3 protein-coding genes are annotated in these 24,840 nt (G+C 51.6%); all 3 read right to left on the bottom strand.

Annotation, left to right across the window (positions count from 1 at the left end; translation table 11 throughout):
• The 3 genes from BLQ59_RS01735 to BLQ59_RS01725 all read right to left on the bottom strand — a co-directional run bounded on the left by BLQ59_RS01735 (nt 1) and on the right by BLQ59_RS01725 (nt 24,735).
• Entirely contained in the window at nt 1–22,218 is a 22,218-nt protein-coding gene (locus tag BLQ59_RS01735) for a leukotoxin LktA like protein (RefSeq protein ID WP_143005242.1), read from the bottom strand.
• 80 nt (nt 22,219–22,298) lie between these two features.
• Nucleotides 22,299–23,957, bottom strand: coding sequence for a ShlB/FhaC/HecB family hemolysin secretion/activation protein (locus BLQ59_RS01730; RefSeq protein ID WP_074571187.1), 1,659 nt, complete (start codon nt 23,955–23,957; stop codon nt 22,299–22,301).
• Between the two features lie 190 nt (nt 23,958–24,147).
• Entirely contained in the window at nt 24,148–24,735 is a 588-nt protein-coding gene (locus BLQ59_RS01725; RefSeq protein ID WP_256324571.1) for a lipid-binding SYLF domain-containing protein, read from the bottom strand.
• Nucleotides 24,736–24,840: the final 105 nt, after the last annotated feature.

The following is a 24,840-nucleotide window of genomic DNA, read 5'->3' as shown; positions in this document are numbered from 1 at the left end:
TCAATCTACTACGATCTCTTCATCTGTTGCTTTTTTCTGCTGGAAATCAGCTTGCACAGGTGCCATATCAAAGAACACTCCCCGCATCGCTTTGCCAGGTTCTGTCAGCAGCGTGCTGTCAAAAGTGAACCGGCCATGCAGATTCGTCACCCGTTCGCGCATCATATCCACTACACTGAGGTTATCACCATAGAGCTTGCCATAATTTCTGCCAGCGTCAATCAATACAGCCCGGCTTGTTCTAAGCTTTCCGTTTGTATAAAGCTGGAAAGCCCGTTCCTTGCTATACCCCAGGTTATTCCAATAGACCAGCTGTTCTCCGTCTCTGGTAGGAGTACGTCCATAAACAGCCACGTCCGTCTTTGCATTGCCAAGATGAATCTTATCAACGGCCAGCATATCCTGCACTGCCAGATTGCCTTCATCCACCTGGAGATATCCTCGATTGGTCCAGAGATATGGCATCTTTGTGCCATGTTCGGAGTTCAGGCTCTCCACGGAGAACTCCCCGTTGATGAGCTTCTGATTTCCTGCTCCCATAGCTGAAATCTGGAACGTCGCGTCACCACCTTTTGCCGACATAGTACCAATGTTAATGAAATTCCCCGTCAAGCTGACATCCGGATCAGTGCCGCCGCTTGCCTCTGCCAAAACATTGTTGACTCTGGAGGCTTCTGTATTGTTCTCCATAAGCAGCAGTACAGCTTTGCCCTCTGCCAGATTCAGGAAGAGATCCCCGTTCGTCAAAGCCACGCGCGTGGTTCCTCCGGCAATAATGTTATTGCCACTAACAGAACCCCGGCCTTCGATGGAAATATTCACATCGCCCTGAACCTCGACGTCATCCATGGAAATATTCCCTTCATTGAGCACCCGAACATTCAGGTTCCGTGTGGTCTGGACAGCATCGGTCACACTCAGATCGCCATTGGTCGTCTCCAGCATTACATCCCGTCCGGCAAAGACCTGACCGTACTGGCCAATGATGATGTTATTGCTGTTTTCACCTGTCACATAATCAGCGCTGGCAGCCTTCAAGGTAACATCCCCTATCCTTCCAGAGGTCTTGCCATAGATTTCAATCTTACCTTGTTCCGTATTCAGTGTTACATCCTTATATGCCGAAACAGTCTCCACATCCGGTCCGTTATTGCCGATTTGGATAGCACCCTGCTTCGTCAGGATATCTATACTTCCGCCTTCAGACGTAACCGCCTTCAGTACAGAAACGTCACCCTGCTTCGCAAACATCTTCACATCGTTGCCAGCATTGATTGTCTTGCCTACGGTAATATTGCCAATTTCCGTCGTCATGGACATGTTATTCACAACGGTAATGTTATCATCCAGCGAAATATCGCCTTCCCCTCTGGTCTCCACATTCAGGTTGTTTCCTGCTTTCACATGATCCGTCACGTGCAGGCTGCCGTTGGTCACGATCAGGTTCCCATCATTCCCCGCTTCGATCTGGCCATTGTGGTCAAACAGGATGTTCTGGCCGGATGCGCCCAGACTATTTGGTACAGTATTTCCGGCATGCACGGTCACATCTCCATTTACTGTGGAGGTCTTGCCATAGATCTCAATCCTGCCATTTTCTGTTTCCAAATTCACATCCTTGTATGCTTTTACGGTTTCCACATCAGCGCCATTGTCGCCAATATGGACGTCTCCGTTTTTGGTCAGGATATCCACATTACCGCCTGTGGACTTAACGGTCTTCACAACATTGACATCGCCATTGCCCACTGCCATCTTTACATCATTACCTGCTTCTACGTTGCCCTTGCCATCGATGCCGCCGATATTGATATCTCCTTCGGTCACCTCAAGTTCAACGTTCCTGGCAACGGTAATATCTTCTCCTACGCTGATATCTCCCTTGTCCGTACCCATGGAAACAGAACCATCCATAGCCGTAATCGTCCTGCCGACTGTAATATCGCCCCTTTCCGCTTTCATGGTCATATCTTTGACCACGGTAATGTCATCATCCAACGTGATATTCCCTTGCTTGCGCGTCACCGCATTGAAGCTGTTGCCTGCAGTCACATGATCCGTTATATGCAGATCACCATTTTCAACGATCAGGTTTGCATCCTTATTTGCATCCAGTTTGCCATTGTGATCGAAGATGATGCTGTCTGCTCCATTATACTGTGCGTTTATTGCCGTTACGGAAATATTGCCGGTTTCTGTCGCGGTTCTGCCAAAGATCTCAATCTTGCCGTTCTGGCTTTCCAACGTTACGTCCTTCATGGCCCCCACGGTATCTGCATCCATGTTGTCGCCAATCATGATGTTGCCGTCTTTCGCCAGTACATTTACACTTTCGCTCTTCGACTTCACAGCCTTTTCAATGGAAACATCGCCCTTATCCACGGTTATCGCAACATTCTTATCTGCGGTAACACTGCCTGTTCCATCGTGACCTACCGAAATATTCCCCAACTTCACAGTCATGTTGACATCATTGACAGCCTTTACGCCAGCACCTACAGAGATGCTGCCCGTATTGGTTGCCATATTCACATCGTTACCCGATGCTACATCAGCACCGATAGCAATATCACCTGTATTGACATTCATGCTCACATTCCGGGCTGCCGTAACATCCTTACCGACTGTAATGCTGCCCGTTTCCGTGGTCATGGAAACAGCACCTTCCTTGGCGGTAATGGTTCTGCCAATGTCAATATTGCCCGTTTCCGTCTTCATGGTCATATCCTGATTTACGGTAACGTCAGTATCCAAAGCAATATTGCCCTGGTTACGGGTTTCTGCCTTCAGGCTGCGTTTCGCCATCACATGGTCGGTCACATGCAGGTCGCCGTTGGTCATGATCATGGCTGCATCGCGGGCTGCTGCAATCTGACCATTCTGGTCAAAGAGAATGCTCTGCCCTTCTGCTCCTGCCACATATTCGTCATTGGCAGCATGTACCGTAATATCACCTGTTGCCGTTGCAGTCTTGCCGGAAATCTGAATTTTGCCGCTTTCAGCGTTCAGGTTCACATCCTTGTATGCCGCCACTGTTTCCACATTCGGCCCGTTATTGCCAATCTGAATGTCGCCATCCTTTGCCAATACGTCCACATTACCAGATATAGCCTTCACGGCCTTCGCGATGGAAACATCACCGCTGTCCACGGTCATCGCCAAATCATTTCCTGCCACAACACTGCCGTTTCCATCGAGGCCTACCGTAATATTCCCCGACTTCACGGCCATATTGACATTGCTGCCGGCCTTTACGTCATCTCCAATAGTAATATTGCCCGTGTTGATTGTCATCTTCACGTCTTTGCCTGCATTCACATCTGCACCAACAGACACATCCCCTGTATTGACGGTCATATTCACATTCTGGCCCGCATTTACGTCAGCGCCTATAGACACATCTCCCGTATTGGTGGTCATATTCACATCCTGACCTGCCTTCACATCAGCACCTATAGCAATACTGCCTTCGGTGTTCGTCTGCATATTGACATCTGTACCTGCAGTAACGTTCTTGCCTACCGTTATGTTACCCGTATCCGTAGTCATAGCAGCGATACCGTCCTTGACCATAATGGTTCCGCCAACATCAATGCTGCCTTTTTCCGTCTTCATGGACATTTCTTTATTGACCGTAACATCAGTATCCAGCGCGATATTGCCTTCCTTGCGGGTTTCCGCCTTCAGGCTCCGCACGGCAGTCACATTGTCGGTCACATGCAAGTCGCCATTCGTCACGCTCAGTGTCGCATCACGGGCCGCTGCAATCTTCCCGTTCTGGTCAAAGATAACATTCTGACCAGCCAGGCCTGCCACATATTCATCACTAGCTGCCTGCACCTTGATATCGCCGGTTTCCGTTACAGTCTTGCCAGAGATCCTGATTTCGCCGCTGTCCGTAGACAGATTCACATCCTTGTATGCCGCCACCGTATCCACATCCGGCCCATTGTTGCCAATCTGAATATCACCAGCATTCACCAGTACATTCACATTGCCGCCCTGGGCTTTGACCGTCTTGTCAACGTTGATGCTGCCGCTGGCAACTGTCATGTTTACATCGTTACCCGCCAGCACATTTCCTTTGCCATTGTCTGCACCTACCTGAATACTGCCTGTACCGGTGGTCATATTTACATCCCGCCCGGCTTTGATGTCTTCGCCAACCGTAATACTGCCAATCTCCGTTTTCATGGACATATCGTTTGCAACAACGATCTGTTTGTCCACCATAATGTCGCCACGCTCCCGGGTTTCAAAATCCAAGTTGCGTTTCGCTGCGATTTTATCCGACATATGGATATCACCATTCACAACGATCACACGAGCATCACGGCCGGAGCTAACCGCACCATTATGATCGATGATAATGTTCCTGCCATCTTCACCTGCCACATATTCATCATTGCCGGCCAGCAAGGTCACATCCCCTGTTGTGGTAGATGTCTTGCCATAAACCTCAATCTTACCGCTTTCGGCCTGCAATTTCACATCCTTATATGCCGCCACGGTCTCTACATCCGGACCGTTGTCACCAATCAGTATATTCCCATCCTTCGTCAGGATGTCAATGCTTCCTTCACTGGATTTGATCTTATGCGCAACAGCTATGCTGCCATTGGCGGTCTGTGCAGACACATCTCCCACGACATTGATATCCCGGCCAAAGGCAATATCACCCTGATTGTCTACGATTATCTTGATCGTACGCTTAGCCAGAGTGCTGTCCGTCACCGCGATGCTGCCGTTATAGGTATGCAGCGTCAGATCACGGCCCGAATCCAGTATGCCATTCTGCAGGAGTACAATATTGTCGCCCGCAGCCGGATCTTCGTTATGTGCATATACACTGATATCACCCTTGATGGTCTGCGTCTTGCCGTCTACATTGATAATGCCATCTTTAGCCGTCAGCGTTATATCCTGTTCAGCCACCACTGTCGGCACATCAGCCCCGTTATAACCGATGCCAATACTGCCTTCACCAGTTTCGATATCAACACTGCCGTTCTGTGCCTTCACAGTCTTCACAATGCCAATAACGCCTTTGTCTGTCTTGATGGACACATTGCCGCTCTTAGCCAGCACATCACCATCGTTGCCCAGTTTTATATCGCCGACGATGATATCTCCCTGATGGCTGGAAATCGTGACGTCTTTGCCGGCGGTGATATCCTTTCCTACCTGAATATCGCCATTATCGGTCTGCAAGCGGATTGCTCCAGTATCCGAATTGATACCATGCCCCACTGCGATATTGCCATGGTCCGTGGAAATATCCACATCACCCGTAACGCTCACATCCCGGTCGAAAGAAACATTCCCCCGCTCGGCAATATCGACGGTAATTCCTTTTTTCGCCTGAATATCATCCGTGATATGGATATCACCGTTACGTCCATTGAGCTTGATGCCTCCGCCAGAGATCAGACTGCCATCATCCCGAATGATGAAATTCCCCTTTTGCTCATTTGCCGTGTCTTCCTCATAGACCTCCTTTCCAGCTTTCATGCTGATATCGCCATTCTGTGTTACAGTCTTTCCCAAGATAAAGACAGTTCCCAGATCGGTTTCAACTGTGACATTCTTTTGCGCAGTTATGGTCTCCTCATTCTTCACTTTATCGGTACCAATGAAGATAATCCCTTTGCCGGTCTTCGCCGTAACACTTTCATCGGTGGAAGCAATGGATTTGGTAACGAAGATACTGCCCTCATTCGTTCGCAGGCTGACATCCTTTTTCGCCGTTATGGACTTCGCATTCAATTTATCATCCTGGCCAATGTAAATATTGCCTTTATCCGAAATATTCACCGTGGCCGTCCCGTTTGCTACACCGATATTGCCATACAGTAAGATGTCACCGCTGCCATTTACATTGAACAGCGCCTGATTCCCCGCCTTCAAGGATGTATTCTCCGTTGATGAGGATTTTTCGTCCGGCACCGTACCAATATAGATGCCGTCTCCGTCATCCGCAGAACCGGCATTCTGCACCTGGATGCTTATATCATGGCCTGCTTCGATGGTGCCAATATAGGCAACCGTCTCTCCGGTTGACACTTTGACATCATTACCGGCCTTCAAGCCTCTGCCAACACCATAGAAAGAACCATCATCCGTGCTTTCTATCACAATATCATGTTTCGCATTGGCATCGCCCAAAACAGTCACATCCTGACTGGCCCTCAGAACAAGGTCGCCTTCGGCACCATTACCGCCCAGGACTTCGATTTTTTCATTCGCATCTTCAGGCTCTACAATCAGGATTCCCAGCTCACCGATTCCATTGATATTGGTGAATTCTGCATCACCGAGAATATTTGCCCCGACACCAACGGTGAACACATTGTCCTTTTGGTCCTTAGCATAGTTGGTCACAGCCTTGACACTGCCATTGATGTCTTTCCTGCCTGTCAGTGCATCAGCAAAGAATACCGCAAACTCATTGTTCACACTTTCCATGGATACGCCTTTGCCGCTGTAGGTCTCCACCACCGGTGTTGCAATAGTCACGCCATCAGCTTCCTGAACAGCGCCTCCTGCATGGATGATGAGAGAATCATACGTTCCATTCAGTTTACCGGTATTAAGGTCTATATCGACGGGCATCCGGCTTCCGGTAAATATGTCACCACGGAGCAATACATCACTCTGAGTGGAGGTGAGTTCTATGTTATTGCCCGCAGCCAGCTTGGCATCCGTCTGCAGTGTTCCCTTAGACTTCAAGGCAATATTACTGGCTGCAGTAACATCACCGCCAATGTTCATTGCCCCATTGGCCGAAGTAAGCTTCACGTCCCGATTTGCCGTAAGGTTGCGATCTACCTTCATGCTTCCGTCAGATTTCAGCGTGATATCCCCATTGGCATCTGCTCCGTCTCCCTTCGCCTGAAGCTCCGAGACGACCTGAATCACGCCCTGCCCTTTCGTATTTTCTACCACGATATCGCCATTGACCACAGACGGAACCGAAAGCTCCAGCTTGTCCGCACTGTCCTGTACCAAAACGCTGCCCTGAAGGGGAACATCCGCATCAACGCTTTGCACTGCAAGCACACCAAACTGATTGCCCGTCCCCTGCAAAGCCACAGTCTTAGCACTGACTGCAGTGACCTTTGCAGCCTTGATGCCTGCATCAGTCGCCTGCCTGATATCTGCTGCGGACGAAGTCAGTTCCACATCATTCCCTGCCGTGAAAGTCGTATTTGCCGCCTGCAACAGAGAGCCCTGCGCATTAAGGCTGATTTTGCCTGCAGCCGTAAAGTCTCCCGCATTGACCAATGTACCGTTTTGACGGAGATTGCTGACAGAGATATCCCCTGCCACGTTCCGCTTGATTCCCACGGTCAGTGCACTGGCATTATCCTTAATGCGGACATCGCCAGCAATGGCCGGCTTTTCTCCCGCAGCAGTTTCAATGCCATCCACTTCAATTCTGCCAAATGCATTATCCGTATTCTCCAATAACAGGGATTTGCCATTGAAGGTCTTGACCACACCGGCAGTAATGATGCCCTTAGCCGTCTGGGTGATGTCACCATCGACCGCTTTCAGCGTCAGTGTCTTATTTTTCGTGTTCACCGTGCCGTCCAGCGTCAGCTTGTCCTTAGCAGCAAGCGTTGCGTCGCCGCCCGTCTGAATGGCACCTGTCACCGCCTCCTTGACCACATTTTCATTGCTATCCTTTTCTTCCTCACGCCCCACAGCCAACGAACCATCGCTCGTGGCCATGAAAGTTCCTGCCGTATTGATATTGCCCAGAACCAGCGTGCCATTCTGAATTCCCAAATTCAGGCTGCCCACACCGCGCAGATAAGCCTCTTTTGCCGTGATATTCACAGCAGCGCGATCATTCAGGATGCGGATAGGAGCATTCTCTGCCCCTACGATGCCGCTTGTTGCATCCGCGTTGAACGTCAGCGTCTTGCCGGCATTGATATAAGAAGCCGCAAGTTCCGCATTGGCATTGCTCATCAGGAAGCCCTTATCGCTATTCAGAGAAATAGTATCCTTGGCGACCATGGCTCCCAAACGGAGGTAATCGTCAGCTTTCATGTTCTTGATGAACACATTTTTGTCGGCCCGGGCCTCTGTCATTTCCCCGGACAGGGAGACTGTCAAGGGCTTTTCAGAAGCGCCGATGCTCTCCTTGCCACCAGTGAGGATCAGGTTATTGCCCTTGATATTGGTATCATCTGCCGTCTTGGCGTTGTAGATTCCCATGTCAGAATGCAGACGCACGTCACCTTTTGCATTGTTTTGAGTAGCATCAATGGTTCCCACAGCGATGGCAGAATGATCCCCTGCTGCGTCCTTGCGGCCCGCCACGGAGATATTGCCGCCCGCCGTCACGTCCAAAGTTCCACTGACCTTAACGCCCAAAGGCATATTGCCCTTGATTTCAAAAGACAACAGATTGCCGTTGTCATCCCGGTGGACAGTGACATCAGAAGCATTCGCATTCATGAGTTCCTTCATCTTGGCAATTCTAGCGCTGCCTGTCAGTTCATCCACGGTAATCTCGGTGGATTTGTTGGCAAAAGTGCCCACTGCGCCTTGGGCAGCAGACAAGGTGACATTATTGCCCAGGACATTGGCGGCCCGATTCGTCTGAGTGCTGCTGCCACCTTCGGGGTTCACCAGCTTTTCGCTGACGGCGTAGAGCATCATGTCCTTGGTCCATTCAAACGTGGGATTGGCTGCCTTGTCTTTCAAGCCCTTATAAGTATCGTCCACCGCCAAATAAGCCTCCGCACTGGCATACTGAGCATACTTATAAGCAGTGCTGTTCGCTTTCAGATAGTCGTCTGCCGTCGCATAAGTGCCGTATTGGGAATAATACTTATCAGCCTGCTTATACGCCAAATAGTCCTTATCGCTGTTTTCCTCCAATTTCTGAAGCTCACTTGGCGAAAGGCGTCCATAGCGTGCCTTGTTATCCAGGTAAGACTGATAAGAAGTCTTCTGCTCTGTGTATTCCGTTTTCCAATCAGCCGCTGACTTGCCACCCTTTTGAGCATCATAGGCCGCTTCAATATTCGCCTTGTAATCGTCACGGGCTTTTTCCAGTCCGGTAATGTACGCGCCTTTATAAGTATAGTTACCCTGCGCATCCTTTTCGCCATCAATGAGTCCGGCGTCGATCCAGCGGTGCACCATTTCGTCCACACTGTCCATGGAACCGGATTTGTCCTCGTCAGGAAGTCCGTCTATGAAAGCGCCATTTGCTACGGTCAGCTTCACATCCCCTTCCCTTGATTCAATCTTGCCCACACGCATATTGCCGCCATCTGCCGCCTCGGTCAGATAGATGCTGTTCTTGGCGCTGGCGTTGACCTGAGCACCATAGCGGTCCGCAGAATAAATCAGATCCGATGCCGCCATGTTGAGGGCCTGGCTCTTTGTGCCAATACCGCCCTCCTCGCTGGTCAGATAGATACCACGGCCCTCTACGGTTATGCCGGAGCCCGACTGGGTGATATTGCCCGCAGCATTCAGTGTCACGTCGCCAAGTGCCGCATCATTCTTGAATGCAGCATTTCCATCCTGACTCTTCAATGCCACGATTTGCACATTCCCCGGCAGGGAACGATTCTCCAATATGCCGCCCATAGCGGTGATGTCGATATCGCCCTTGTCCGTGGAAACGGCATTGAGCTTGATGTTATCTGTCACAGATGTGACATTGCCGTTGGCGTCTTTGACAGCCGTGCCGATGGAGGCGAGATGGATATTCTTGATGTCGTCTTTCGCCGACAGGTTCACGATCTCACTCTTCAGGGTGGTGTTGTCAAACTGGGTGATATTGCCCGCTTTGGAGTCAATCGTCAGCACAGCCTGATTGTGGGAGTTGGCTACATTGTCCGTCAGGTTGATGCTGCCGCCATTGGCATTGGTGCTCTTGATGTCGATTTTGCCCACATCTGCCCCCAAAAGCCCAATGGAGATATTCTGGGATGCATTGATGGAAAAGTCGTACGTTCTGACTTTCGTGCTCTTTTCCGTCCAGCGGGTATAGTAGTTCTTGAACCAACCTAGGAACCCTGTCTTTTCCAGCCATCTTTGCACGCCAGAGGTTTCGCTTTTGACGAGGTTTTCTGCGGCATCAACGCGGATTTTACCTACCTCGGGAACATTAGTGCTGTTCTGTTGAATGGTGGCCCCTTCGGGCAGCCCATACTTGCCGCCATCCTGGCTGCTGATTTGCGTTATGTTACTTGAGTCGCCTTTGATCTCGCTCATATCCTTGGTCTTGACCAGGCCCCACATGCCATAGCGCACGTGATGCTGCTTGATTACCGTCCGGCCTTCTTCCTCGCCCTTCGCCCAGTGATAGGTCTGATTTGCCTGTGGCGTATAGGTCAGCGCATTGCTTACAGAAAGGTTATTTGCCGACACCGTGGCATTCGCATAAGGATTGCCATCTTTAGCGTGCTTCTTCATATAGTTGGTATAGTCGTTGATGGTGCGGGTCTGCCCTTTCTTGTACTCAGTCCAGGTGTTTTTGGCCGTATCGGCGATGGTAATGACACCTTCTCTTTGGCTGTTGAGGACCTTGCCCACGTTCATATCGAGAGCGGTCTCGTTGGTCACGGTGATATTGGCCGCACCGTCCGCCGCCAAGATACGGCCGTCACCAGTGCTGGCAATCCTGCCCGTCAGATAGACCTTGCCTCCGCCGGTTTCGATGTCCTCCACAAAGAGTTGTTTTGTGGAAGGATCCCAATAGACCTGCGCCACATAGTCAAAAACCTTGTCCGCAGCATTCCACTTGGCGCCACCTTCGTTGACCTTGTACATGGTACGGTTCTGCACGATAGCCGCACGGTTAGCAGACTGATTCTGCGCCACCGTCAAGTCCGCCTGCGTCACTGTGGCGGTGTAATTCTTGTAGCCGCTTTGGATCAGGCCGTTCACATTGACATTGGCGGCAGACACATAGACATCCCGTCCGGCGATGTAGCCGGTGGCCGTCTGGGAGGAATCGGGGCGAGTGTAGGTTTTGGTGCCATTTGCCCACTCATTATTCATACGAGGACCATGGTTGAATTCATCAAAAAATGATCTCGGGTAATTTTCGCCTCCATACTGAAAATAATTATCTATAACTGGTTTCATTTCATCGGCCTTATCCGCCAAATACTTCTCCGGATCGCCGTTGATATTGACGATGCCCTCTTTGTACCCTTGGGCAATCGTACCTTGGGCCGCAATAAGGCTGACCGTATTTCCCATCACGCCGGTAGGACGTTCCTTGGTGCCGCCGTTGATACGGATATCCCCGCTGGTGTTGTTGATGGTCACATTGCCGTAGAAATTGCTAAGCTTGCCGTCTACCTCCACATCGGTGATGGCGGTATATTGGAACTTTCCGGCCTGAATATCGGCTTTGTACTGTGCTTTTTCCGCAGCTGTCAGATTGCTGCTGTCAATCTCTTTCCGCATTTGTTCCGTCAACTGGAGCGTGCTGGTCTTATTCCCTTTGAAGGTATTCTGCACCGACAGCCCGGCTGCTGCGCCACCCGTTACGCCGTAAATTTCGGCAAACTTTGCCCCGGATTTACTGCTTATATTGATGCTGTTGATTTTGGCGTTGCCGCTGGCTGTGTTCGGCGGAATGGTATTGGTATTATAAACGATCTTGCCGCCCTGCTCGCCCATAAGAATGTTGTTCAGTTTCAGATAGGCATCCGAATTGTTCGTGATGGTGACACCAGGGGCAGAGTTAGCCCGCAGGTTACCCGTACCGATGAGGTCATTGGACGTCACATTGATATTGCCACCGCTGGTAGCAATGTCCGGGATTTCTACAAAATAGACGGAACGGCCGTTACTGGTATATTTGTAGTTGCCCTGTTCATCTTTCTCCGCCAGTCCCAGATTGATCATGTCATTTTGGATTCTCTCGCGCTCAGCGATATAGGCCGCCAGCACATTCGTATCTGCCCCATCATAAGCAGCAATCATTTTGTCCAGCTCTTCCCAACGCGCGCCCAGTGTATTGGCATAGTCAAAGGTTCCCTGTTTGACGCCATTCTTAACCCGGTTGTTGGCCCGATTATCGGGTGCCGTTATCGTGAGCCCGCTTGCCACGCTGCCACCGATGGTCAGATTGATAGGGTCTGCTGTGCCCGCGATAAGGGAGCCGGTCACATTGACAGTGCTCGCTTTCGGCAAGGCTTCTTCCGCCACAACCGCATCAGAGGACAGGAACTTCTTTTCGGTGCTGGAGCCGCCCAATACCCAGTTAAACAGGCTCTGGTCTTTGACAACTTCTTCCTTGCCGCCGCTGGCGATGACATTGATGTCCCCGGTGGAGCGCACGGTGCCGCTGACATCCACCGTTCCCTTGTCGGCAGTAATGTTGTAATTCACCCTAGGGGTGCTGACAGGAATGGCTGTATGATTATAGGCACCTGCCTTGAGATCGGCTTTAAGATTAGAGAGAACGCCATCCGTATTGGCGCCTGCATACAGTCCCACCTTGCTGCCACTTTCGATGATACCCGCTACATTCACCGTGCTACGGCGGTTAAGTTCGTTGTTGTTTTTGGCCACCATAACGCCGGCCGCGCCGCCTACCGTGGCCTCGGTATGGGAATTAAGCTTTTGTTCATCATAAGCGGCAAGGATAATATCCTCTGTGGAGGCCGCCGCTTCATTGCTGAGCAGCGCGCCCTTCTTTACATCTACCGAATTGTTGACAGTGATATTGTTCTCGGCAACAGTGTCTACAACACCTACTGCAGCGCCGCCCTTGGCCTGGGCATGATTCACCAGATCGCTATCGGAAGCGGCGATGAATTCCTGCAGTTTGTTGGAGGTAATCTTGGCATTTTCCCCGATGGTGACGCTGCCGGTTTCCGAAATTTCCAGCAGGCTTCGCAGACGGTTACCGGCAATGGCCCCGCCGAAATAGTCTTTCAGGGTGTAGGCCTGGTTGTCCGTAACACCGTTGGCGTTGATATCGTTATACGCCCCGGTGATGGTGGAACTTGACGTACCCACATGAACCCGGTCGGCGTTGATCTCCGTGCTGTCTTCTACCGTGGCGTTCAGTTTGGTGTCGATGTTGTTCTCCACACTGGTGCCGCCCACGCCAATAACACCGCCGTGGCCTTCGGAGGCCGTCAGGCGCGTCTCATCCTTCTGTGCCGCCAAAAGATAGACTTCACCCGTGGTATCCCACTTGCCGCCAATGCTGCTGCTGACGGTATTGGTGGATTTGTTATCCACATGGGCACCCACATAGCCGGCCAGACCGCCGCCGCCCGCATCAGCCAGGGCCTTGCCCGTATTATCGCCATAGGATAAAAGTTGCAGGCTGTTCAGTTTGTTCGTAATTCCGGCTTTCCCCGTAAGTGTGGTGGTCAGTTTTTCGTTGCCGCTGATGATTGCTCTCGAATTGCCCACTGCCACGCCACCTACGGTGACATCATAGATATAGGCCTTGCGATCCACATAGGACTCGTTGTCCAAAATGAGGTTGGTATCCTCGCCAAAGGTGCTGTTCGCCACATTGACCTTGCCCGTGGCCGTGGTTTCCAGACGAACCGTATCCGGAGCCACCGCTCCGACGGAGATATTGTGCCCCTTGACGTTGCCCTCGATGGTGCGGCCTTGGGCATTGCCGAGCATGGAGGCAAACTCCACCGTTTTCGCGTTGAAGCTGCCGCCCGCGACGGTCGTTTCTGCGCCCATGTCCATGACACCCTTGCCCCGCATCGTGCTGATGCCGAGCACCGAGACGGCGGTATTGCCCGCGCTGAGCTTTGCCGTAGTGTCATTGGCTGCGCCCAGATGGAAGGAATCGGCCGTGAATTTGCCGTCCGTCCCCGTAATTTTGGCCGCAGCTGTCCCCTTGTCTTCGATGGTGGCATGGTTCACCGCCACATTGGCACCGCCCGCGCCTACGCCCTGGGTATGAGCTTCGAGCGCATTGGCTTTCTTGGCGTCAATCGCGATGTTCTTAGCAGCAGAAATATTATTCGTGCCGCCCAGCGTAACGCCCACATTGTCTTCATTCTCCACATTGGCAAAGGTAGTAGTAACCTCCAGCGCTGCGACTCCCACATTGGTGATCTGCGTCTTGCTCCTGCTCTCGTCCAACGCGTTGACTGTGACATTCTCCGTACCTTTGATGGTGCTGCCCGTGATATTGATATCCGTTGCCCCTTTGTTAACGATGCCAGCATAGCCTACGCCTACGCCCAAACCGGCACCTACGGAAACCGCGGTCACTTTGATTTCGGAACCTTTGTCTGCCTGTCCCTGCAGAGTCTTGATGTTGACATTTTTGCCCGTGATGGCAGCATTGTCAAGCGTCACATCCGTGTCATGGTTCGTATGAATGATAGCATCCGTGACACCAACAGCCATGCCGCCAACACCAACCGTCACGTTCTTCGCGGAAATATCACTGGTCTCCTTCGCCGTCACATTGACATTTTCAGCAGCCGTCAAGGACGCACCACCGCTGATTGAGGTATGGATGCCCTGCTTTTTGGTATCCGGCGTAGAAAGGCTTACGTTCGTGTTCTTGGCCTTTTCAAGGTCGCTCTTGTCCGCAGCATTCAAGCCAAAGAACTTGGCTCCGCTGACGCCCAGGGCACCTTTTGCATTGTTCACACCCTGCGCACCATTCAGATGGACGTTGATCTCATTCTGCGTGGTACTATTGACATCTGTTTTCTTGCCATTTTCATCTGCAGCATTACTGAGCTGAGCGTCCGTGATGCCCTTGTTGATGGAGGTAACAGCCACGTTGACCCCCACACCGATGCCGCCTGCGGCAGCCCCCGTCACACTGCTGTCAAATTTGCGCACTTCTTCCGCAGCCACATTGACATTCTTCGCAGCCTCGACGGAGCCACCCACTACATTGGCGCTGACACTGCTATTGATGTTGTTCAGGGCAACAGAAACCCCGACACCGCCAATACCGCCAGCACCCACGCCGCCTGTAGAATCTGCCGTCAGCTTGTCCGTGGCATTTATCGTTACCTCAGCCGCCTTAAGCTGGCTGTTGGACACCGTAGCCGAGGTTTCACTGGTGGTGTTGTTGATGCCCACATTGGCAGCCAAACCCGCGCCCAGACCAACCGCTAAGCTGGCCGTGACCAAAGTGCTCTTCCAGTTATTCTCATTTTTCGCCAGGACAGAGATATCCTTCCCATCCACGCTGCTCTTCGCCTTCAGATCACTGCTGTTTACCACAGCCTTGACCGTGGATGTATCGTCCATAACGGCCACGCCTGCGCCGGCTGCCACTGCAGCATAGCCGCCGGCTAAGCTTGCACCTATGTTCATGGTGCGGCTATTGCCAAGATGCTCAGCCAAGATTTCCGCCTTGCCATCAAAAACAGCATTTATCTTGTCCAAAGCTGCACTGGTAGTGCTGGTATTCTTATGACGCATGATGCTGTCGCCAGAAGCCACCCCGGCCGTCGCTCCTGCTCCCACAGCCCCTGCAAAGGACAGCGCTGAAGAACCATGCTTGGTTGTCGCATCCACAGTCAAATTTTTGGCATATACATTCTTCTTCTCAGCATCATCAGTCGAGGAAATCTCCGCAGCAGTCGTGCGGGACATGGTTTCCCAATTTGCAGAAACACCAACCGAAACACCTGCCGTTGCCGCTGCCCCCACGCTGGGAGTACCCGTGAAGGAACCAAAATTGGTGTAATCCACAGCGTTTACATTCACATTGGAAGCCTTTGCGGCGGAACCAATATTGGCATCCTTGATTTTGGCCGTGGTATCCCCTTCGATGGTATTGAGGTTCACCGTGCCCGCAAGTTCAACACCCACGCTGGAGGAAGCAGCCACACCGCCGGAAGCCAGCTGGGAAATGATCGTATGCGTAGCAGAACTGTCTACTACGATGCCGGACTTCGTTTCTTTCTTGCGGTTTTCGCTGAGACGCTGCCTTTCCGTAGTGAGATCCAGCTTTTCTGTGGTAAAAAGATTTTCATCTTGTGGACGGGTAACCTGAATAGAACCGGAATCGGCGGCCTGCAAAGAGCCCCCCTGTACCAGTGCATTGGTGCTGCCTGTGATCTTGTTGATGGAGACCGCCGCTCCCAGACCTGCCTTGGTATTCGCGCCAATGGCAAAACCGCCGGCAAAATTGTAGAGCCGGTCGTCACTCTGAGCCACTACGCCCACGCTGCTGTTCGAAGTAAGGTTCTGATTCCTGATGACAGCGTCAACGTTATTGCCAATGTAGTTGTAGCTGCCGGAGCCGGCAAACGCAACCTGACCGTTTACGCCTACCATTCCCCCTACGCCCACGGAATGAATATCGCCATCGCCTGTAGCGCGCACCTGGGTAAGGCCTGCATTGACGGCAGTAGTTCCGCTGTCCGCAGCCATCTCCGCCTTGGTGTCCTGATTCATGCGGTTGATGGCCACACCCGCAGTTCCCTTCACCGCTGTCCCGATATCAACACTGCCGCCGACGCCCACGGTATTGATCTTGCTCTTGGTGTCCGCCGTAACGTCAATGCTGGGATAATTTGCAGCCGTACCCTTGTTGATGTTCGTATTGTTCAATGAGGCCCGGCTGTCCTTGTAGATATCCGCTACAGCCGCCCCTCCCTGCAGGTTGAAGAAATTCTTGCCCCAGCTTACGCCGAAGCCGGCCCCTACGGTGGTAAGGCGGGATTTCTCTGTGGTCGTCCCTTCCGTCTTACTATCCTTGGTGGAAACATCAATCTTGCCGTCAGACGTCGTAGTGATATCGGCATGATTGATTTCTGCCCGCAGTTTCTCCTTGTTATCCTTGGAACCGACAGATGCATAGGCCACAGCACCGCCGATGCCCACTTTCTTGCCGCCTACGGACACGCTGCCCGCAACGGTGGTCTTCTTGGTCAGTTCCTCAGCCGTGACAGAAAGATTCTTCACGCCATCCAGTTTTGTGTTTTCGCCCGTACTCTTGCCGTCAATGACGCTTTCCGTATTGTTCACGCCACGGTTGATGGCTACGGTTCCGACTGCGCCCGCAATTTCCTGGCTGGCATTCACATTCACACCACCAGCCACGGCCAAAGCCTTGCTCTGGTTAGTGGTTGCCAGTTTGACGGAATTATCCGTTCCCTGCAAGGTGATGTCATTGCCCGTCAGATACGTCCCCGTGGTATTATTGAGGGAGTTATACGCCAGGGACAGCCCCATGGCCATGCCCTTGCCGCCAGCTACTTCACCCGCAATATTGATGATGGAACTGGTATTCTGTGCCTGTTCGCTGACATTTTTCCCCGTGATGATGTTATCCGCAAAGGTGACTTTTGTATCATTCTTGAGATCGTTCCAGCTGCCGGAACCGGCACCATTGAACGCCTTGCCGCCAATGGCCACACCTGCCCCCACAGAAACGATCATAGCATCGCTGGCTGCTTCGCCATTCAAAGTATCTGCCTTGATGGTGGAGCCTTGGATATCTGCCGCGATATCATTCTTCACATAGTTATAGGATATACCTGCCCCCACACCAGCCTTGCCATTCCAGCCGCCAGCAACCGCGGCAGTTATGATGAGATTCTTGTTCTGCCCCAATTCGGCTTTGGCCTCGTCTTCCTCACTGGCAGCCTCATTAGCAGCGTTGCCGGCATCAGTATTGGCTGCGTTGTCATCCAAACTGGATGCCGCAGACGCAGTTGTATCGAGATACTGTTTACCCGTAACATCAATGCCTTTTTCAGACAGCAGGTCCTTATCCTTTTTCTCCTGGCTGTCTGCAGCGTTCGGGACAGGAATCTCCCCAGCCTTGACGTTCACGGCATCTGCTTTCAATCCATCCCCGGAAACGCCGGAAATATACGCACGGGTGGTATTTTTCACACTGCCATAGGCAAATGCGCCCTCGAAACCATAGCCGCTCTCGCCGCCGGCGAAGGTTGCCGCCAGTGCACCATTGATCTGCGTAGTGCCCTTCTGCGCAGTCACGTCTACCGACTGGAATTTATTCTGATAGGTGCCGCCAATGATGCCACTGGACAGATTGTTTTCCAGATTGCTGATGGCCACAGCACCGCCCACTCCTACATTGGTTTTTGCGCCGCTGGCAGAATTAGCCGCCAGGCCTCCTGCAATCTGAAAGTCCGTACTGGTTCCCTTATTGGAAATCGTGCTGTTTTCTGTGCCCGCAATTGTATTTCCAATCATAAGGGCATGGATATCCTGCTTGGCCTTATTGTAGTACACTACACCAGCACCGGCGACATTGGTGCCATCGCCTTTAGAAGCACTAACGCCCATGCCCGCTGCCAGTTCAATCCCAATCTTGGAAGCAGCATTGCTGACAGAGCCCACCTGCTGCAGTTCGGAATTGCGCATAATGGCATCCACGTCCCGATTGGAACTGTTCATGGCAAACGTACCGCCAATCCCCACCTTGGTTGCCGAATTGCCCGATTTCACGGAGTTACGGATATCTGTACCGCCCATGGTAATCGAGTTAAGGAAATCCAAAGCGGAAAGCGCAACAGATGCGACAGGTGCAGCCGCATTCTCTGCCGTCTCATTCTTCACGGTCACGTTATTCAGCAGGGCATCAGTCCGCCCGCCCAGGAAAGTCAGGGCTGCGCTGCCTTCGATGCCGATAGATGCCCCTGCACTTGCAGATGAGCCAGCCGCAGGAGCTGCCCCTTCTTCTTTCGGTGTGTCATCCGGATTTGCCGCCTGACTGGCTTCTCCGGCGGCTTTCGTTGCGTTGTTGTTTTTCTGTTCCTTGCCCGATATGGTGGGCGCAGCACTCTCATTCTGAGCCTCTACCTTATCCTGTTCCAGATCTTCCGTATTCTTCTTGGCTTCACTTGCCCCTTCGTTTCCCTTCTTGGACCACTGCGTCCATTTCTCGGACTCCTTGCGGCTGTTTGCATCTTCTGATTTATCCTCTGCAGTCTTGGAAACGACCTTTGCCTTGGCATCATTCTGCATTGAGCCCGTGGTGATTGCAGACATGATAAGGCTATTCGTGATAATACTGCCTTTTTCAGTATTCTGCTGCCCCAGTTTGGCCGTAAACGTTTCACCGGCAATGCTTTGTGCCAAAGCAGTATCCTGATAGATCTTTTGCGCAGCCTTCTCTACGTCCGTAGTGCTGCCCGAAGGCGCAATGATCCCCTTGCCATTATCGCTGACCAGCGCAATATTGTTCACATCATAGTTGATAATGCCCACACCAATACCGAAGGCCTTTGAGCTTTCCTTGCCTTCCGACTCGCTGCGCGCAGAATTGTCCACTGACGTGGAATTGGTCGAAGTCAGGCTGACTCCCTCAGGTGCCTTGATTCTGACTTCATCATCCAAAGATATGATGTTGTTGCTGTCCCCATAGCTCAGGGCTACCATACCAGAAACGCCCAGAGAATCCCCCTTGCCGGCATTTTTGACTTCGTTCTTCGCCTCGAGAGAATTGCTAGCCGAGGCGCTTACCGTGGATCCGGTAAGTGCTGCCTCTTTGCCGGCCATAATCAGGCTGTTGCCGCTGATATTCTGAATGCCCACTGTGGCGCCCACGCCCACTTTGCTGTTTTCCTCTTTTGCGCCATAGCTTCCCTCGGCATTGGTCACAGCATCAGCGGACAAAGTTACAGCAGTACCCTCAACCTTGCTCTTCTGTCCCAAAAGAACAATGGCATCATTCTTCAATGTGTTGACACCGACCGAACCATCCAGCACTACCGTGGCAGGTTTCTCCTTATCGGGCGTTCCCTCGCTGTTCACCGCATAGGACAGCACGCTGGTTTTATCCTTGTCATCTTTCTTGTAGCTTCCCTGGCCTGCCTTGGCATCAAGAGATACTGCGCCACCCGTGATTTGGGCAGACTTGTCCCCTTCGTTATCCAGCAGGATTTTTGCGTTGTTCTTTACATTGGTGACCAATACCGCTGCACCAATCTCCACCTTGGCAGAATTAGCCTGGGCATTCTTCACCGAAAATTGCAGACTGTCCTCCTTGTCGGCAGATGCAGTCATCAGTGTATTGGCTGCCACTTTGACGGAACCATCCGGCGTTTCCGCACTCTCCGGTTTTGCAGCCGTAATGACAACATTCTTGCCCAGGGTAACATTGGCATCGTTCTTATTAGACACGACACCTACACTTGCACCCAGGCCAAAGGCGGAAGTCTTCGCTTCATTATTGCCGCCTTCATTGGTGCCTTCTACCTTGTCCTTGACATCCTTTACGCCGCCTTTGCCATCGGCGCCTGCGGCATCTTTCGTCTTGTCATCCTTATTGGGATCTACTGAGGCATCCTTGATCAGCTTGGTGGGATCGCCGGATTTTTTCTCACTTTCTTTCTCGTCCGCTGATTTCTCCGAGTCTGGTTTTTTCTTCTCTGCATCAGCGTCCGCATCGTCCTGCTGCTTCTGCGCATCAGTTGCTCCCGCCGTATCCTTGCCGCCTTCCGAAGATTTTTTCACCGTATTGTCTACGGTCATCTTCCAACCGGTGATGTTGTTCTCCGCCTTGATATCCACAGCGCCTGCCGTAATGGAGCGGTTTATATTCACATCAGCACTGGTATCATAATTGGCCACGCCCACGTTGGAAACCACATAGCTCGTCTTTCCCACGGCGCCCACATTGATATTGACATCGCTCGTCGTAACAGCTTCCACAGCAGCCTTGCCCTTGGCCGCAGAAAGGGCTGCCGCATTGGCTGGATCATTCACATTCACCTTGGCCTTGGTATCGCCCGTCAGAACTGCCACGCCTACTGCGACGGCATTCGCATCACCGCCGTTTCCCGTAGCAGAAATATCGGCTTTCGTGTCCGCGTTGGCCGCAATCTTGATGCCATTGCCATCCTTATCGGCGTCCTTGGCCGTCAAATTGCCATCGATGACTACGTCCGCCGTGTTGTAAACACGGGAAACCGCCACAGCTGCTACTGCTTTGGAACCGCTGGGCACAGTCTTGCCCTCGCTGTCCTTTTTCCCATTTCCCGTGGGCACGGTGATGCTCTGTTTTATCTCCACATTGGAATTGGCGGCAATGTCGATATTCTTACCCGTAAGGGCACTGTTTTCCCCGATGTTGACAGCTGCCTTGTTCTTCTTGCTGGAATAATTGACAAATAGATACTTGTTCGCTCCGGCTTCTTTGCCCGCCAGCTTGTCTACCAGCCCATTCAGTATTTTACTGTCATCCCCAAAGATAACCCCCTTCAGGGTGTCCGTCAATGTCATGGGGGTGCTGTCCTCATAGGTGCTCTTGCTCTCTGCCGCAAGTTTCACTGCCCCATCGCTGCTGGTGATGGAAACGCCTTTTGCCTTTGCATCCGTACCGATATTGATAGCTGCAGAAATATCCGTAGAGCGGCCGCTCCAGCGGATAGGATTGGCCTCTGTCTTTTCCTTGCCATTTTTGTCTTTATCCGGGGTACCATCACTCTTCAAAACAGGCTTGGTATCTTTGACGTCAGACTCCTGCTTTGCCGTCAGGATGATGTCGCCGCCAGTACCCTCAACAGTGGCAAGTGTCAATCCCGCACCAGTATTGCCAGTATTTACTAAATTCGTAAAATTCAAGCTTTTTACGCTCTGAATGGTACTCCCATCCTTGATGTTGATGATACCTGAGCCAAGCATAACACCGCTGTGGGTATTGATCTGCCCACTGATGTCTATGACTCCGCCTGCAGCAAAAGCGCTGTCCCTGAGCGTCTCGATGGCCTTCAGCGTGATGTCCACAGTAGGATTTGTCGAATTATACAGTTTGTCAAAATCAGCCTGCGCCGGCACAATCCCCGTGAACTGTCCCGCATTGATAACACCGGTACTTCCCACAGCAATCCCGTTCGGGCTCAGGAACATGAGATGACCATCAATGGCATTGTTCCGCACCGCATTGACTATGCCGTTGATGCTTACTTTCTCATTCACCAGATTGGCCAGAATATATGCGCTGCCAAACCGGAGGTTGGCAATATAACCCGCATCCAGGGAAAACTGCTTGAAACGGTTATAAGCAAAATTATCACTGACTTTTTCCGGATTGATGTTATAGACCTTTCCCTCTGGCGTAAGCGTATTTCCGCTTTTATCCACAATCGCTGCCTCGCCCACGCCCACGGGAGCCAGCATCCCTGCCGCCATAGTCAAAGACGCCAGAATCCGCCATGCCGTATGATGCGAAGCCATTCCTTTCGCTGCACCGGCCTTTTTGCTGTTCCGCTTTTTGAAGTTATATCCGTATGCCATCGTAATCACCATTCCTTTATATTTCTGCTGCCCATTTTCTGTCCTTATGACATCAGGGCAGCTCAGGCTTCCTGCACGGCTTAGAACGTGGCCGACAAACTGAAGTCAAATCTTGTGCTGTCCAGATGTTTCTCGTAAAAATCTTTTTTTATGGGGAATCCCACGCTGAGTGTGCTATACAGATACTTATATTTCGCCTCAAGTCCCACACCCGTGCTCATCAGATTCCGGTGTTCCGGAGCGGTCTCTCCGGCTACAGTTCCCCAATCAAAGAAGGGGAATACATAAAAACGTTTCGCCTTGTCCAGAGGGATATGGTACTCAATTCCTGCCGTCAACCCCCGTTCACCGCCGATAAATCCCTCCTCATAACCCCGGACGCTGTTGACGCCGCCGATGAAGAAGCGGTCAGATGAGGCCAGATTATCCGCAGAGCTCCACTGTCCATCCAGCCTGCCCTGCCAGAACTGCCCATTCTTATAACGTTTCTGCCAGAACGAATTGAGGCGGTAAAGGCTCGCTGTATCCGATTTACCGTCGATATCGCTGCGCCGCGCAAGGACAAAGGAGTGTTTGTGATAAAATACCGTAGAATTCCCATAATGCGTGAAGGATGTATACGGTATCACCCGCCGGATCTTGTCATCCACCCAGGGCACTACCAGACGTGTTCCATGCCCCAGATCCGTTTCTGCCGTCTGATGGACATACTGCAGGCCTGCCTCATGACGGGAATGCTCCGTCATATGGAAAGGCACACGCCAGGTCAATGAATAGGAAGCAGACTTCCCCTTTACACCTAAGGGCTTAAGTTCTCCCTTGGTCACTTCCGTCCTGTTGGCCGCATAATTAAGGTCCAGCCGCATTCCCTTTTTGGAAACAGGGAAACTATATCCCAGAGACCAGGCTTTGGTGCCCTGACTGCGCAGGAAACTGCTCCTGAGTGCATCCCGATGACCAGTCAGGCTCCGCATGTTGTAAAAAAGCCCCTCCCGCCAGCGTCCGCTGGTTTCATAACCATCATTGTCCACGTAAAGTGTCACCGTCTGGTTCTGCGGTTCAAAAGCCATGATCTCATAGTCGGTGGTCCCCTCCTGAGAACCGGGCTTCAGCACGACCCGCAGCTGTATGTCATTCGTGCCATGAAACCAGCGCAGGTCACGATTCAGCTTGTCCGTATTAGCAATTTTTCCAGCCGTCAGCCAAAGCCGGTCGGCAATGTATTTGGTTTTAGTATAACGATTTCCCTTAATCGTGACCTCGCCTGTCTTCCCCTCGATCAGGCGGATTTCCACGACCCCGTCATGGATACGCTGCGGCGGCAGCACTGCTCCGCAGGTCATATAGCCTTTCTGCCGATAGATGTCCGTGATCTTCTCTGCCATCTCCTGCAAAACCTTTAACGTGACCTGACGGCCAATATAACTACCTGTAACAGCCTGGATCTCATCCTGTGCCAAAATCTCCGAGAAAGTACAGTTCACCTGCTTCAAATCAAAGCGGATTTCCTGTCCTGTTTCTGCTGCAGAAGACTTTTCCGCCTGCTCTGCCTTTTTGTTTTTAGCAGCTTCATCCTCCGCAATCTGCTCCAGCGCACGCTCCCGTTCCATGGCCCTGCGCTCTCTTTCCAACTGTGCACTGGCATCCATCCCGCCTGCCGGCGCTGCGGCCACTGCCGCTTGGCTTCCTGCTATGATTCCTGCGATAATGGTCAAACTTAAAGACTTGGACATTTTCATCTGCGTTTCTCCCATCTATCTCAAATTCAATAAAATTTCTCATCTATATTTATTATCGGATAATTCATTATTTTAGTAAAGATGTTTATCAACATATCGCAAAATAAAATTCGCTCCCGCGAAGGAAGCGAATGATTGAACAATGTGATAAACACTTACGCTGAAACGAACCAGCAATCACTTGCTGCCATCAGCGTTTATTCAGCTTCTTATCGGCATAGATCTTGGTTCCTTTGATGGATGCCTCCAGCGCCAGACCTTTTTTCGTCATCTGATACACCCAGATGCCATTGCCGGCAATGGTAGCACCATCTATGGCTCCGCCAACCTTTCCGTCACTGGCCGAGGCATCTGCTGAACTGGCAAATTTGATATCCCCGGAGATAAAGGATTTCCAAGCCTTTTCTGTGCCGATGACAAAGATCAGATCGTATTCTTTTATCCCCAGACCGATGCCTACACCCATTTCCTTCATGCGCATATATACCTTTTCGCCTGTGGCATTGTTCACTGCCAGGCCTCTGCCATGAGCATCGCCGAGCAAACCGAGTTTCATGCCCGTATTGCTCAAGGTCGCATAAGCGTAGCAGTTCTTGATGACATTCTTCGAAGAGGGTATCTTTGCGTACAGATTATTCAGGGCCTGCACCGACAAGGTGTCAATCTCAGCCCGTTGCTTGTCGATTTTCTCCGGACTGGGGGCCGCAAAGGAAACAGCCGTCAGCAGGCAGGCCAAAAGTGCCGCCGTCAACAACGTAAACAACTTCTTCATCATCATTCACCTCGTCACACTGTTATGTTTTTTTCTCTACGGTCAAATGCCATAACTTAAATTTCAACAAACCACCGCCCGATTCCTGTTATTTTTCATATTTTTGCGCAT

This window comes from Pseudoselenomonas ruminantium, from assembly GCF_900104055.1.
Lineage (GTDB): Bacteria > Bacillota > Negativicutes > Selenomonadales > Selenomonadaceae > Selenomonas_A > Selenomonas_A ruminantium_C.
Note: the sequence above shows the minus strand (reverse complement) of the source record. Positions and strands in the feature narration are given on the sequence as shown.